The organism is Streptomyces sp. NPDC020884, from assembly GCF_044333935.1.
Taxonomy (GTDB): Bacteria; Actinomycetota; Actinomycetes; order Streptomycetales; family Streptomycetaceae; genus Streptomyces.
In genome coordinates, this window is record NZ_JBIRRY010000001.1 from 539,048 (window position 1) to 551,671 (window position 12,624).

Genomic DNA, 12,624 nt, shown 5'->3' on the forward strand with positions numbered 1-12,624 from the left:
CGACCTCTCCCGTACGCTGCCGGGCCATGAACACAGAGCAGACCGGTCAGAAAATCGCCGTCGTCACCGGTGCGGGATCAGGAATCGGGCGGGCCGTCGCACTCGCCCTGGCGCATGCGGGGTGGTCGCTCGCGCTGGCGGGCCGGCGGGCCGAGCCGCTGGCGGAGACGGCCGCCGCCGCCGGGGACACCGAGGCACTCTGCGTCACCACGGACGTCACCGACGCCGACGAGGTCGGCGCGCTGTTCTCGGCGGTACGGGAGCGGTTCGGGCGGCTGGACCTGCTGTTCAACAACGCGGGCACCTTCGGTCCCGGCGGGGTGCCGGTCGAGGACCTCGCCGCCGAGGACTGGCGGGCGGTGGTGGACGTGAACCTGACGGGCGCGTTCCTGTGCGCGCAGGCGGCGTACCGGCTGATGAAGGAGCAGGACCCGCAGGGCGGCCGGATCATCAACAACGGCTCGATCTCCGCCCACGCGCCGCGCCCGCACTCGATCGCGTACACCGCGACGAAGCACGCCATCACCGGGCTGACGAAGTCGCTGTCGCTGGACGGGCGGCCGTACCGGATCGCCTGCGGTCAGATCGACATCGGCAACGCGGCGACCGAGATGACCGAGCGGATGCAGACCGGGATCCTCCAGGCCAACGGCGAACTGGCGGTGGAGCCGGTGATGGCGGCGGCCGACGTGGCACGGACGGTGCTGCACATGGCGGAACTGCCGCTGGAGGCGAACATCCAGTTCGCGACGGTCATGGCGACGAACATGCCGTACGTGGGGCGAGGCTGAGCCCGCATGTGATCACATTCGCTCGAACTAGTCGCTGAATGACCGAGTTTGCTGGATTTCCCCACCGGCGGTCGGGCAAGCGCGTGCTGTCCGTATGATCACATCTCGTTACGCCTTCACCAGAACGACACAGAAGGAACACCGCATGCGCATACGCACCGCTGCGCCGGTCGCCCTGGCCGCCGCCACCGCACTGGCCGCCTCGCTCCTCGCCACGGCGGCACCGGCCTCGGCGGCCGCCCACCAGGGCGGGCTGCACTTCGGGACCGTCCAGTACGACGGACCCGGCAAGGACGACCGGTCGAAGAAGTCGCTGAACGCCGAGTGGGTGAACATCCACAACAACGGCAAGAAGAAGGTCCAGCTCAAGGGCTTCAAGGTGAAGGACAACACCGGCTACACCTACACCTTCGGCAGCTACACCATCGGCGCGGGCAAGACGGTCAAGCTCCGGACCGGCAAGGGCAAGAACGTCTCGGGCACCGTGCACTGGAACCGGGGCTCGTACGTCTGGAACAACACCGGCGACAAGGCCCGGCTGATCAAGCCGAACGGGAAGCTCCAGGACTCCTGCTCCTGGAAGAAGTCGACCAAGGCGAACAAGGGCGTCAAGAACTGCCACTGACCGGTCGCGCGTGAGGGGCCGGTCGCGGTACGGGGGGCCGCGACCGGCCCGCTCGCGCGTCGCACGTGCGGGTGCCGGGTGCTGCGTGCCGCGTGCCGCGTGCCGCGTGCCGCGTGCCGCGTGCCGCGTGCCGCGTGCTGGGAATGGTGCGGGCGGCGGCACGGTTGGACTGCTGCATGACACCTGATCACCGGCCCGAGGTCCTGCGCTACACCGCCTTCTCCGCCGACCCCGCGGGAGGGAACCTCGCGGGCGTCGTCCTGGACGCCGCCGGGCTGGACGCGCAGGAGATGCTCGCCGTCGCCGCGGAGCTGGGCTACAGCGAGTCGGCGTTCCTGACGGAGCGGACCGGCGAAGGCGCGTACACGATCCGCTACTTCAGCCCGAAGGCCGAGGTGCCCTTCTGCGGCCACGCCACGGTCGCCACCGCGCTCGCCCTGGCCGAACGGGACGGACCGGGCGAGCTGGAGTTCGCCACGGCCGCGGGGCAGGTGCCGGTCACCGTCGTCCGGGAGGACGGCGAGCTCCGCGCCACCCTGACCAGTGTGGCCCCGCACATCGAGGAGATCGGCGCGGCGGACCTGACGGAGGCGCTGGCGGCACTGGACTGGGCGGCGGCCGATCTCGACCCCGCCCTGCCGCCCCGGATCGCCTACGCGGGGGCCCGGCACCTGGTGCTGGCCGCCGGAACACGTGAGCGGCTCGCGGACCTCGCCTACGACTTCGCGCGCCTCGAAGTGCTGATGCACCGGCTCGACCTCACCACCCTGCAACTGGTGTGGCGCGAGGGGCCGGAGCTCTTCCACGTCCGCGACCCGTTCCCGGTGGGCGGGGTCGTCGAGGACCCGGCGACGGGCGCGGCCGCAGCGGCCTTCGGCGCGTACGCACGGGAGCTGGGGCTCGTACCGGAGGCTGCCGTGCTGACGCTGCACCAGGGGGCGGACATGGGCCGCCCCGGCACACTCACCGTCGAACTGCGCGCGGGCGACGCCCGGATCCGGGTCAGCGGAACGGGCGCCCGGATCCGCTGAGCATCGCCGGGGGGGCGCCGGGGATCGCCCGGATCCGCTGAGCAGCGCCCGGTTCAGCCGGTGGCGTCCTTGGCCGGGGAGATGTGGGCGTACCAGCGCTCCGTCTCCTCCGGGTCGAGGGTGCGCTCCAGCAGGACGTCACCGCGCATACCGGGGAGGAAACGGCCCGCGGGCCAGGACCGCCGGTAGGACGGCTCGTCCAGGACCAGCAGCCGGACGCCGTCGACGACGGGGATGTCGGCGGGGGATCCCTCGTTCCAGATCGGTCCGCCGTCCGGGGCCACCAGGTCGAAGGAGCCCACGGTGTCCACCTGCCCGGGGGTCTCGCGGCAGACGGCCGCCTCCTGCGACGACGGCGCACGGCCCGCCACATGACCGCCGCCTATGAGCGCGTCGGCGAGCAGGGTGTGCAGCTGGAAGTTGTCCCCGATGCCGAAGAGCCGCAGGAAGTAGCCGGTCCCGCTCGTCCGGTGGAGGGCGACGAGCGGTTCGTCGTCCAGCACGAGAAGGGCGTGGGCGAGGGACTTCAGCTCCAGGCCGGAGGCCCGTTCCACCGCGCCGAGCAGGCGCAGCGCGTCGCCCCGGGAGCCGGCCGCCCGCCGTACCCCGGGGTGGTTCAGCATCGCCACGGCGGCCATCTCCCACTGGGGCAGCGTCCACCAGCCGACCGCCGCGTCGAAGCCGGCCCGCTCCACGAGCTCCGGGCCCGGCTCGCCGCCGTCCGGGACGGGATACGCCCCACCGCCGGTCGCGGCCCACGCGTCGCAGAACACCACGGCCTGCTCCAGGGCCCGGCGCAGCCCGGCCAGCACGCCCGGTGCGCAGCGCTCGGCGTCCGCGCCGCGCTCGACACAGGCCCCGACGAGGACGGCGACGACGGCGCGGGGACCGGGCGGAACCTGCTCCAGCACGGCGGCGAGCCGCGGCCCGCCGTCCAGCAGGTCCGGCTCCCCGGCCTGCCCGAAGGCCTCCTGCAACCGGACGAACGCCTTGCCGGACCGCTTGGCGTCCTGTGCCACCACCGCGGTCTCGAAGTCGGCGACGGCCCCCCCGAACCCGGATTTACCGAATATCATTCCGACATTTTATCGACGCGCGTTCGAGGGCCGTGAAGCCGGTCCGCCTCTCCGGATTCCGACGCCCTCACCGGACGAACACACCCGCCCGCGCGGCGGCGACCGCCGCGGCGGCGGCCCGGTCGGCCGCCTCCTCGTCGAGCGGGGCGCCGCTGGCCAGCAGCCGGTAGTACAGGGGCGCCGACACCGCCGCGATCACCTCGGCCGGGTCCGTGCCTTCGGGCAGTTCGCCGCGGCCGACCGCCTCTTCGACGCAGCCGGACCACTCCCCGATCCGCACCGCGTAGAAGCGGTGCAGGGCCTCGGCGGTCCGCGGGTCGCAGGTGGCGGCGGCGATGACGGCCGCGAAGAGCGCGCCCTGCCGGGGATCGGTCAGCGTACGGACCACGAGGCGGGCGTTGGCTTCGAGGTCCCCGGCCAGCGATCCGGTGTCCGCGCGCGGGAGCGACTGCTCCGCCATGTCCGCGAGCAGGTCGGCCACCAGGCCGGCGGGGGCGGACCAGCGCCGGTAGACGGTCGTCTTGCCGACCTCGGCCCGCCGGGCGACGTCGGCCAGGTCGAGGCCGTCGAAGCCGTGCTCGGCCAGCGCGTCGCCGGCCGCGCGCAGCACGGCCTCCCGCACCCGGGCGGTGCGGCCACCGGGACGCACGGTGCCCGGCTCCACTCCCTCGGCGTCGGCGATGGCGTCGCCGTGGATGTCGCCGTCGATGTCGGCACCCTCAGACGTCATAACGGGTCTCCAGTTCCATTAACAACCTCTCCCCTGCTACGGTGACGCTCACCTTAACGGAACCACGGACCCATTAACGTATCCGTGCTCAGAAAGGCGTCCCTGCCATGCCCACACCCCGCACCGCGGCCGCCCCCGCCCCTTCCGGCCCGCCGGCCGCCGGGCCTCGTATGACGAGCCGCCAGAAGCTCGTGCTGGCCCTGCTGCTCGGCTCCCAGTTCATGATCGCGGTGGACTTCTCGATCCTGAACGTGGCCCTCCCCGTCGTCGGACAGGGGCTCGGCTTCTCGCTCTCCCACCTCCAGTGGATCGCCACCTCCTTCGCACTCGCCGCCGCCGGATTCACGCTGCTCTTCGGACGCGTCGCCGACCTCCTCGGCCGCAAGAACCTGTTCATCGGCGGCATGGTCGCCCTCGGCCTCTCCTCCGCGCTCGGCGGCCTCGCCACCTCGCCCGAGGTCCTCCTCACCGCGAGGGTGCTCCAGGGCCTGGCCACCGCGGCCGTGACCCCCGCCGGACTCGCTCTGCTGACCACCGCGTTCAAGGAAGGGCCGTTGCGCGATCGGGCGCTGGGCCTCAACGGGGCCCTGATGTCGGCCGGCTTCACCGCCGGAGCGATCCTCGGGGGCCTTCTGACGGACCTGCTCTCCTGGCGCTGGGCGTTCTTCGTCAACGTACCGGTGGCGGCCCTGGTCGTGGCCCTGGCCCCGTCCGTGATCACCGACTCCCGGCCGGAGCGGCGCCCCGCGCTGGACGTGCCCGGCGCGGTCACCGTCACCGGCGGGCTGCTTCTGCTCGTCCTGGGGCTCACCCGGGCCGGCGAGACCGGCTGGACCGAGCCCACCACGCTGGCCGTCCTGTTCGCCGGGGCCGTACTCCTCGCCGCCTTCGTCCGCGTCGAGCAGCGGGCCGCCGCACCGCTCGTCCCGATACACATCCTGAAGCGGCGCAGCGTCGTCTGGGGCAATGCCGCGGGGCTGATCGCCTTCGTCACCGAGACCTCGCTGGTCTTCCTGCTCACCCTGTACCTCCAGGAGGTCCTCGGCCACTCCGCGCTGGCCACCGGCCTCGCGTTCGGTGTGCTGGGCATCGGCACGGTCGTCGGCGGTGTGCTCGGCGGACGGGCGGTGAGCCGGTTCGGCAGCCGGCGCGCCATCGTGCTGGGCGGGACCGTCCAGGCCGCCGCCACCCTCTCCCTCGTGGCGCTGGGCACGTCCGGGGACTGGATCTGGCTGCTGCTGGCGGCCACCTTCGTCGGCGGCGTGGGCAACATGCTGATGATCGTCGGCTTCATGGTCACGGCCACCTCGGGGCTGCCGGACGAGGAGCAGGGGCGGGCCACCGGCCTGGCGACGATGACCCAGCAGGTCGGCATCGCCCTCGGCATCCCGGTGATGAGCGCGGTCGTCACCGCCCGGACGGGAGCCGCGACGGGGCCGGAAGCGGTCCTGTCCGGCGTCTCCACCGCCATCCTCGTCAACTCCGCCCTGGTCCTGGCCGGGGCCCTGCTCGCCGGGTACTTCCTGGCAGGGCGGGAGGGGCCGGCAGCGGAGGAGTGAGCCGGGCGGGACCGTCCCGGGGGGCGGAAGAGGATCGACGGCGGGAGGATTACGGACATGGCTGCCCCCCAGCCCGAGTCCGGGCCCGGCCCTGAACCGCTGACCGTTCCGAGCATGACCGCGGGACCCGACTTCGTGCTGCGCCCCTGGGAGATGAGCGACCTCTCGCTGGTCCGCGAGGCCTCGCTCGACCCGTACATCCCGCTCATCACCACGATCCCGTCCCGCTACTCGGACACGGCGGCCGAGGCGTTCGTCCGCAGGCAGTGGGAGCGTGCGGCCTCCGGCGCGGGCTACCCGTTCGCCATCGTCCGCTCCCGGGACCGGCGGCCGGTCGGCGCGATCGGGCTCTGGCTGCGCGACCTGCCCGAGGGCCGCGCCTCGCTCGGCTACTGGCTGACCGCCTCCGCCCGGGGCCAGGGCGTCGCCCGCGCCGCGCTGCGCACGGTGACGGGCTGGGCCCTGCGGGACCTCGGCGTCCACCGCCTCCAGCTCTTCGTCGAGCCGTGGAACACCGCGTCGGCCCGGATCGCGGAGGATGTCGGCTTCCGGCGGGAGGGGCTGCTGCGCGGCTGGCAGCTGGTGGGCGACCGGCGGCGGGACATGGCCGTGTACGCGCTGCTGAACACCGACGGGCCCGCAGATGACCGGGCGGCGACCGCGACCTGAACAGCGAGGCGTTACGATCGCGGGCACCGCGGCCGACCGGCGGCCGTCCGGCAGCCGAGCCCCAGGAGTACCGATCTTGTCCGCACCACGCATCGGCGTATCCATCGTGACCATGGGGGACCGCCCGCAGGCGGTCGAGGCGCTGCTGGCGTCGGTCGCCATGCAGGACGTCCGGCCCACCCGGCTCGTGATCATCGGCAACGGCACCGAGCTCCCGGACTTCACCGCGTTCCCCGGCCTGGCGGACCTCGACGGCGGGGTCACCGCCATCGAGCTGCCGGAGAACCTCGGCTGCCCGGGTGGCCGGAACGCCGGCCTGCGCAGGCTCGCCGAGATCGGCGACGTGGACGTGGTCATCGAGCTGGACGACGACGGACTGCTGGTCGACAAGGACGTCTTCCGCCGGGTGAGGGACCACTTCGCGGCCGACGACCGGCTCGGCATCGTCGGCTTCCGGATCGCCGACGAGCACGGCGAGACGCAGCGGCGGCACGTGCCCCGGCTGCGGGCGGGTGACCCGATGCGCGGCGGCGAGGTCACCGCCTTCCTCGGCGGCGGCCACGCGTTCTCCATGAAGATGCTGGAGCAGACCGGTCTGTGGCCCGCGGAGTTCTTCTTCACCCACGAGGAGACCGACCTCGCCTGGCGGGCGCTCGACGCGGGCTGGAAGGTGCTGTACGAGCCCGAGCTGCTGCTCCAGCACCCGAAGACGTCGCCGGCCCGGCACGCGGTCTACTACCGGATGACGGCCCGCAACCGCGTCTGGCTGGCCCGCCGCAATCTGCCCCTCCCGCTGGTCCCGGCCTACCTCGGCACCTGGACCCTGCTGACCCTGGCCCGCACGCGCGACGCGAAGGGCCTGCGCGCCTGGGCGGGCGGCTTCGCGGAGGGCGTCCGCACCCCGTGCGGTGAGCGGCGCCCGATGCGCTGGTCCACGGTGTGGCAGATGACGCGGCTGGGCCGGCCGCCGGTCATCTGACCTGCCGCTCGACCCTGCCGCTCGGCGGGCTCACGGCTTCCAGCGGTAGCGGACGTCCGGCTCATTCTCCTCGTTGCGGGTGCCGTCGTCGAACGCGACGGCCGTGAACCCGTGCCGCTCGTAGAAGGCGCGGGCGGCGGCGTTGCGCTGGAACACGTACAGGTCCAGGCCCTCCTCCGCCGCGCCGCGCACCTCCGCCAGCAGCCGGCTCCCGATCCCGCGCCGCAGCGCGTCGGGCCGCAGATAGAGGTGATCGAGCTCGTCGCCCCCGGCGAGCGCGGCGAACCCGAGCAGTCCCCCGCCCTCCTCCGTCTCCTCGGCCACCCACACCGCGGTGCTGGTGGGCAGCACGACATGGGTGATCCACGCGAGGGTGTCCTCGTCGCTGTGGACCCGGGGCAGATACGGCATGGCGGCGGCGCGGGAGTCCAGGAACACCCGCGTCACGGCTGCCGCGTCCCCGGCCGTGGCCGGGCGTATCCGTACCGCGTCCGGCGCTCCACGTCCGCCGGCGCCCACGTTCTCCACCACGCGCATCACTCCCCGTCTCAGGGCCGGTACGTCCCCGCCCGTGCCGGGCGGGGAACCAGGGCCGCGGGCAGCAGACCACGCGAAGGGCTCGGCGCGCAGGTGGAATACCGGTGGGAGGGCCGCGAACAGGCCGCCGGAGCCGGGGTGCGGCCGCACCCACCAACGGGCAAGGGCCTCCGGCCAGGTGAGACACCTGGCCGAAGGCCCTGACGGCGCACCGGCAGACGAGTCGTGCTGTACGCCGGGTTCTGTCTCCCGGTCGCCTCGCGGCGGCCGGGGAGACGGCCATCCATCTAGGGCCGGCATTGCTGCCGGCCTCGTGCGGTCTACCCGTGAACTCGGGCGAGCAGCCCTCGGACGTTCACGCAGGGCCGTCCCGTTTCCGGGACGCCCCCTCTTGACCTTGCTCCGGGTGGGGTTTACCTAGCCGCCTGAGTCACCTCAGGCGCTGGTGGTCTCTTACACCACCGTTTCACCCTTACCCGCGACCGAAGTCCCGGGCGGTCTGTTTTCTGTGGCACTGTCCCGCGGGTCACCCCGGGTGGCCGTTAGCCACCACCCTGCCCTGTGGAGCCCGGACGTTCCTCGGGAGGATCCGAGGATCCTCACGCGGCCGTCCGCACGGCTCGTCTGCCGTGATCGTCATCCTACCGGGCCGCACGGGCTGCCCCGCCGGCGTCCCTCAGCCGAAGTCCGACGTCTCCAGGTCGAAGGCGAAGGGCTCGGGGAGCGGGAGCGGTTTCCCGTACGGGATCGTGAGGAGCTGACGGTAGTCGTCGTTCTCCGGGTCGCTGAACAGCGTCACCGAGCTCTCGTCCCGGTCGATGAGCAGGTAGAGCGGGATGCCGCCACGGGCATAGCAGCGGCGCTTGGCCTCCCGGTCGGCCTGCGGCTTGGAGGAGGTCACCTCCACCACCAGGGCGACGCCTTCGGGGGCCATCCAGGAGTCGGCGCCGCGGAAGAGGCGGAGTCCCGCCGGGGCGAACGTGCCGTCGGGAACAGCGTGGTTCTTCGGGCAGGCACCCCCGCTTCTCAGCTTCAGGCCCTTGTTCCCGGAGTAGTCCATATCGGTGCGGGACTTCCTCAGCACCTGCTTCAGAACCACGTTGATGTAGTCCTCGTGGTCCCCGTCCGGCGGCGGCGTCACGACGATCTCCCCCTCGATCAGTTCCGCCCGGAAGCCTTCCGGCGTGTCCAGAGCCAGGAAGCCCTCCAGAAGGACTTCTGCCTGCGTGAGCGGCTCGTGCGCCATGGCAGTCATGTCACGCTCCTTCCTCGGTCGCTCGCCAGACTCGGGCATCGGGGGGACCAGCCGTCCATGAGATCGGAGTTCTTCCCCCGATCGTGGCACAGGCCCGCCCGGCGTGGACGGAAGCGGGAGAAGGAATACGGTGCTTGACCTTGCCGCAGCGTCAGGGTTTCTACTGGCCGCATGCGTATCGGAGAGATCGCCGCGCTCGTGGGAGTCACCTCCCGGGCCGTCCGGCACTACCACCACATCGGCCTCCTGCCCGAGCCCGCCCGGCAGGCCAACGGCTACCGGGCCTACACCGTCCGCGACGCCGTGCTGCTGGCCCGCATCCGGCGGCTGACGGAGCTCGGGCTCTCCCTGGACGAGGTGCGGGACGTGCTCGCCGACGACGCGGGGCGGGAGCTGGCCGAGGTGCTCGGCGAGCTGGACGCCGACCTGGCGCGGCAGGAGCGGGAGATCCACGAGCGGCGGCAGGTCCTGGCCGCGCTCCTGGAAGCGCCGCTCACCCCGGACGGGCCGCTCTCGCCCGCCCTCGCCGCGCTCCTGGAGCAGGCGCCCGCCACCACCTCCCCGGCCGCGGCGAAGGACCGCGAGCATCTGGCGTTGCTGGACGCGGCGGGCGACGGGGTCGGGGCCGAGATGTTCGCGGCACTGCGGCCGCTGGCCGAGGACCCGGGCGTAGTCGCCCTGTACGAGCGGCTCGACGAGCTGGCCGGGGCGGGGGTGGACGACCCGCGCATCGCGCCGCTGGCGGCCGAGTTGGCCGCCGCCGTACCGGACGAGGTCCTTGAGGTGATCCCCGAGGGAGAGCCGTCGGCGACGGGGTTCGGGCGGGTGCTGCTCGACGACTACCCGCCCGCGCAGCGCGAGGTGGTGCGCCGGCTGATGGCGGCGCTGGCCGCACGGGTACGGAGGAGGAACGCGTGAGTGGCGGAAGGGCGGTGGGCCTGCGGGTGGCGCGGGTCGCGGTGTGGGCGGTACTGGCCGCGGAGGTCGCGCTGGCGGTCTGTCTGGTGGCCGGGGTCCGGATGTCCGGTGCCGTACTGCTGGTGGCCGAGGCGCTGGTCGTGGGGGTGCTCGCGCTGGAGGCGTATGTGATGTGGCCGCGGTACGCGGCCCGGCGGCGGGCCGGCGACGGACGGCGGCAGGCCGCGCTGTCCGCGGTGCGTGCCGTGGTGCCGGTGGCCGTGCGGCGGCTGGTGGTGCACGAGTTCCGGGCGCTGCACAGCCTCGGGCTGTGGGTCGTCCGTCGCCGCCACCGGCTTCCCGAGGGGGCGCTGCCCGTGCGGTACACCGGGCCGCAGACCGGGATGATGTACGCGTTCCTCTTCGTCTCCGTCGTCGAGACCGTGGTGCTGGCGCTGGTGATCCCCTGGCCGCTGGTCCACGCGATCCTGCTCGTGGTGGACGTGTACGGCGTGGTGCTGGTCCTCGCGATCCACGCGGCCTGCGTGACCCGGCCCCATGTGGTGGAGGCGGACGGTTCGCTGCGGCTGCGCTACGGCGCCCTGTTCGACCTCCGGGTGCCCGCCGCCGTCATCGCCGCCGCCCGGGTCGAGCGGCGCTTCCCGGACGGGGGGCTGGTCCGGGTGGACGGGGACGGGACGCTCGATCTGGCGGTGGGGAGCCAGACGACCGTGACCGTGGAACTGACGGAGCCGGTGGTGTTCGTGCGGCCGCTCGGCCGACGCGGGAGCGCCCGGACGCTCCGCTTCCATGCGGACGACCCGCGGGCGGCGGTCGCGGCGCTGGCGAAGGCGGGGACACCGTCCGTCCCTCTCACACCGGAGCGCATCACGACGAGGCCCGCCACGCCGGATCGCGTCACGACGGATCCCGCCACGACGGAGCGCACCATGCCGGAGCCCGTCACGCCGGAGCGCATCACGCCGGAGCGAACAGCACCGTCTTCGCTGCCGGACCTGCCCGGGTGAGCCGGACCCGCAGCCGCTCCCCCAGCGGCAGCGGGGCCGTGCCGCCCTCGACCCGTCCGACGACCGCCGGGTCCCGGAGGTGAACCGTGCCGACGGCCGGGTCGCGGTCCCCGACGTCGACGACGTACGCGTCGAAGAGCTCGCCCACCCGTCCCTCCAGCAGCGCCGCCTCGACCAGGTCGACGCAGGCCCGCTCCACGGTGTTGGCGCGGCGCGTCCCCTCGGCCATCTCCTTCGGCAGGGCGGGGAGTGCCTCCCGTACCCACGCAGGGGGTTCCTGCCCGGCGGCCGCGGCGAGGCAGAGCTCGGACGCGTACCGGTCGACGAGGCGGCGCAGCGGCGCGGTGCAGTGCGTGTAGAGGTCGGCGACCGCGGCGTGCACGGCGGGGTCGGGGAGTTCGCCGTCGTCGAAGGCGGTGTAGCCCGCGCCGCGCAGGAGGGTGGTGCACTCCTGGAGGAACGCCGCGTGGTTGCCCTTCTCCGGGTCGAGGGAGCGGACGACCTCCGCGTACGGGACGTGGTGCGGCCAGTCGACGCGCAGGGCGCGGGCGGAGCGCCGCAGCCGGGCGACGGCCCCGTCCGGGGCGACCGGCAGGGTGCGCAGGATGCCGGTGCCCGCTTCGGCCATCAGGCGGGCCGCGGCCATGCCGGTGAGCAGCGAGATCTGGGCGTTCCAGCTCTCGGCGGGCAGCGGGGCGCGGTAGGCGAGGCCGTAGGAGCCGTCCCGTTGGACGATCTCCTGCTCGGGGACGTCGAGCGAGATGCCGCCCCGGGCCCGTTCCTGTTCCTCGCGCAGCCGGCCGATGTCCCGGAGCAGGGCGAGCGGCTCCTCGGCGGTGCCCGCGTCGATCTGCCGCTGGACGCCCGCGTAGTCGAGCTTCGCCCGGCTGCGGACCAGGGCCCGGCGTACGTCGGTGGCGACAGCCCGCCCGTCGCCGTCCAGGTCGATCCGCCACAGCGCGGCCGGGCGGGTCTCGCCGGGCAGGAGGCTGGCGGCGCCCTCGGAGAGGACCGGTGGGTGCAGGGGGATCCGGTCGTCGGGGAAGTAGAGGGTGGTGACCCGGCGGTGGGCCTCGGCGTCGAGTGCGCCGCCCGGCCGGAGATACGCGGCGACGTCGGCGATGGCGTAGTGCACCCGGTAGCCGTGCGGGCGGCGTTCCAGGTGCATCGCCTGGTCGAGGTCCGTGGAGGCGGGCGGGTCGATGGTGAGGAACGGCAGGTCCGTGGCGTCCTCGTGGGCCGTCAGATCCGGGGCGCGGGCGGCCTCCTCCGCCTCCGCGAGCACCTCGGGCGGGAAGGCGCCGGGCAGGTCGAGTTCGGTGCGCAGCGCCCGCAGGGCGGCCCCGAGCGAGCAGTCGGCTGCACCGGTCATACGCAGATGGCGGCGGGGCATGGACCGAGCGTAGGCCGGGCGGCGGCGGGCGGCATCCGGGCCGTCGCCGCCCGC

13 protein-coding genes and 1 other RNA gene are annotated in these 12,624 nt (G+C 73.5%); 8 read left to right on the top strand and 6 right to left on the bottom strand.

The window, feature by feature from the left end; translation table 11 throughout:
- Window positions 1-26: 26 nt before the first annotated feature.
- The 3 genes from ACH4UK_RS02410 (at window position 27) to ACH4UK_RS02420 (ending at window position 2,447) form a co-directional block, all read left to right on the top strand.
- Window positions 27-791: an SDR family oxidoreductase gene (locus ACH4UK_RS02410; protein ID WP_398354216.1), complete on the top strand. Its 765-nt coding sequence runs from the start codon at window positions 27-29 to the stop codon at window positions 789-791.
- 145 nt (window positions 792-936) lie between these two features.
- A complete protein-coding gene (locus tag ACH4UK_RS02415) occupies window positions 937-1,416 on the top strand; it encodes a lamin tail domain-containing protein (protein WP_398354217.1) in 480 nt (159 codons plus the stop codon).
- A gap of 176 nt (window positions 1,417-1,592) precedes the next feature.
- A complete protein-coding gene (locus ACH4UK_RS02420) occupies window positions 1,593-2,447 on the top strand; it encodes a PhzF family phenazine biosynthesis protein (RefSeq protein WP_398354218.1) in 855 nt (284 codons plus the stop codon).
- A 53-nt stretch (window positions 2,448-2,500) separates the two neighbouring features.
- Here the strand turns inward: ACH4UK_RS02420 and ACH4UK_RS02425 are convergent, their stop codons facing one another.
- Together ACH4UK_RS02425 and ACH4UK_RS02430 are read right to left on the bottom strand one after the other, a co-directional pair.
- Window positions 2,501-3,523, bottom strand: coding sequence for a hypothetical protein (locus ACH4UK_RS02425; RefSeq protein WP_398354219.1), 1,023 nt, complete (start codon window positions 3,521-3,523; stop codon window positions 2,501-2,503).
- A 67-nt stretch (window positions 3,524-3,590) separates the two neighbouring features.
- Complete coding sequence (locus ACH4UK_RS02430; protein ID WP_398354220.1) at window positions 3,591-4,253, bottom strand: TetR/AcrR family transcriptional regulator; 663 nt, start codon at window positions 4,251-4,253, stop codon at window positions 3,591-3,593.
- 107 nt (window positions 4,254-4,360) lie between these two features.
- Between ACH4UK_RS02430 and ACH4UK_RS02435 the strand changes: the two genes are divergently transcribed.
- The 3 genes from ACH4UK_RS02435 (at window position 4,361) to ACH4UK_RS02445 (ending at window position 7,460) form a co-directional block, all read left to right on the top strand.
- Window positions 4,361-5,812, top strand: coding sequence for an MFS transporter (locus ACH4UK_RS02435; RefSeq protein WP_398354221.1), 1,452 nt, complete (start codon window positions 4,361-4,363; stop codon window positions 5,810-5,812).
- A gap of 114 nt (window positions 5,813-5,926) precedes the next feature.
- On the top strand, window positions 5,927-6,481 hold the full coding sequence (locus tag ACH4UK_RS02440) for a GNAT family N-acetyltransferase (protein WP_398354222.1): 555 nt from the start codon (window positions 5,927-5,929) through the stop codon (window positions 6,479-6,481).
- 76 nt (window positions 6,482-6,557) lie between these two features.
- On the top strand, window positions 6,558-7,460 hold the full coding sequence (locus ACH4UK_RS02445) for a glycosyltransferase family 2 protein (RefSeq protein WP_398354223.1): 903 nt from the start codon (window positions 6,558-6,560) through the stop codon (window positions 7,458-7,460).
- Between the two features lie 30 nt (window positions 7,461-7,490).
- Here the strand turns inward: ACH4UK_RS02445 and ACH4UK_RS02450 are convergent, their stop codons facing one another.
- The 3 genes from ACH4UK_RS02450 to ACH4UK_RS02460 all read right to left on the bottom strand — a co-directional run bounded on the left by ACH4UK_RS02450 (window position 7,491) and on the right by ACH4UK_RS02460 (window position 9,243).
- Window positions 7,491-7,997, bottom strand: a complete 507-nt coding sequence (locus ACH4UK_RS02450) for a GNAT family N-acetyltransferase (protein ID WP_398354224.1) — start codon at window positions 7,995-7,997, stop codon at window positions 7,491-7,493.
- 215 nt (window positions 7,998-8,212) lie between these two features.
- An RNA gene (gene rnpB, locus ACH4UK_RS02455) (RNase P RNA component class A) lies at window positions 8,213-8,620 on the bottom strand.
- Between the two features lie 53 nt (window positions 8,621-8,673).
- Window positions 8,674-9,243 carry a Uma2 family endonuclease gene (locus ACH4UK_RS02460; RefSeq protein ID WP_398354920.1) on the bottom strand — a complete coding sequence of 190 codons (570 nt, stop codon included), beginning with the start codon at window positions 9,241-9,243 and terminating at the stop codon, window positions 8,674-8,676.
- A gap of 180 nt (window positions 9,244-9,423) precedes the next feature.
- Here ACH4UK_RS02460 and ACH4UK_RS02465 point away from each other — a divergent pair, with 180 nt between their 5' ends.
- A complete protein-coding gene (locus ACH4UK_RS02465; protein WP_398354225.1) occupies window positions 9,424-10,170 on the top strand; it encodes a MerR family transcriptional regulator in 747 nt (248 codons plus the stop codon).
- Window positions 10,167-11,177, top strand: a complete 1,011-nt coding sequence (locus ACH4UK_RS02470; RefSeq protein WP_398354226.1) for a hypothetical protein — start codon at window positions 10,167-10,169, stop codon at window positions 11,175-11,177. The genes ACH4UK_RS02465 and ACH4UK_RS02470 overlap by 4 nt, the downstream gene beginning before the upstream one ends.
- On the opposite strand, the gene ACH4UK_RS02475 is transcribed toward ACH4UK_RS02470, so the two are convergent.
- Entirely contained in the window at window positions 11,128-12,570 is a 1,443-nt protein-coding gene (locus tag ACH4UK_RS02475; protein WP_398354227.1) for an RNB domain-containing ribonuclease, read from the bottom strand. The two genes, ACH4UK_RS02470 and ACH4UK_RS02475, sit on opposite strands and share 50 nt — an antisense overlap.
- Window positions 12,571-12,624 lie beyond the last annotated feature (54 nt).

Bases quoted from the DNA above. Each gene is read 5' to 3' on its own strand.
- ACH4UK_RS02410 (WP_398354216.1), top strand. From the start codon at position 27: ATGAACACAGAGCAGACCGGTCAGAAAATCGCCGTCGTCACCGGTGCG.
- ACH4UK_RS02415 (WP_398354217.1), top strand. From the start codon at position 937: ATGCGCATACGCACCGCTGCGCCGGTCGCCCTGGCCGCCGCCACCGCA.
- ACH4UK_RS02420 (WP_398354218.1), top strand. From the start codon at position 1,593: ATGACACCTGATCACCGGCCCGAGGTCCTGCGCTACACCGCCTTCTCC.
- ACH4UK_RS02425 (WP_398354219.1), bottom strand. From the start codon at position 3,523: ATGATATTCGGTAAATCCGGGTTCGGGGGGGCCGTCGCCGACTTCGAG.
- ACH4UK_RS02430 (WP_398354220.1), bottom strand. From the start codon at position 4,253: ATGACGTCTGAGGGTGCCGACATCGACGGCGACATCCACGGCGACGCC.
- ACH4UK_RS02435 (WP_398354221.1), top strand. From the start codon at position 4,361: ATGCCCACACCCCGCACCGCGGCCGCCCCCGCCCCTTCCGGCCCGCCG.
- ACH4UK_RS02440 (WP_398354222.1), top strand. From the start codon at position 5,927: ATGACCGCGGGACCCGACTTCGTGCTGCGCCCCTGGGAGATGAGCGAC.
- ACH4UK_RS02450 (WP_398354224.1), bottom strand. From the start codon at position 7,997: ATGCGCGTGGTGGAGAACGTGGGCGCCGGCGGACGTGGAGCGCCGGAC.
- ACH4UK_RS02460 (WP_398354920.1), bottom strand. From the start codon at position 9,243: ATGGCGCACGAGCCGCTCACGCAGGCAGAAGTCCTTCTGGAGGGCTTC.
- ACH4UK_RS02465 (WP_398354225.1), top strand. From the start codon at position 9,424: ATGCGTATCGGAGAGATCGCCGCGCTCGTGGGAGTCACCTCCCGGGCC.
- ACH4UK_RS02475 (WP_398354227.1), bottom strand. From the start codon at position 12,570: ATGCCCCGCCGCCATCTGCGTATGACCGGTGCAGCCGACTGCTCGCTC.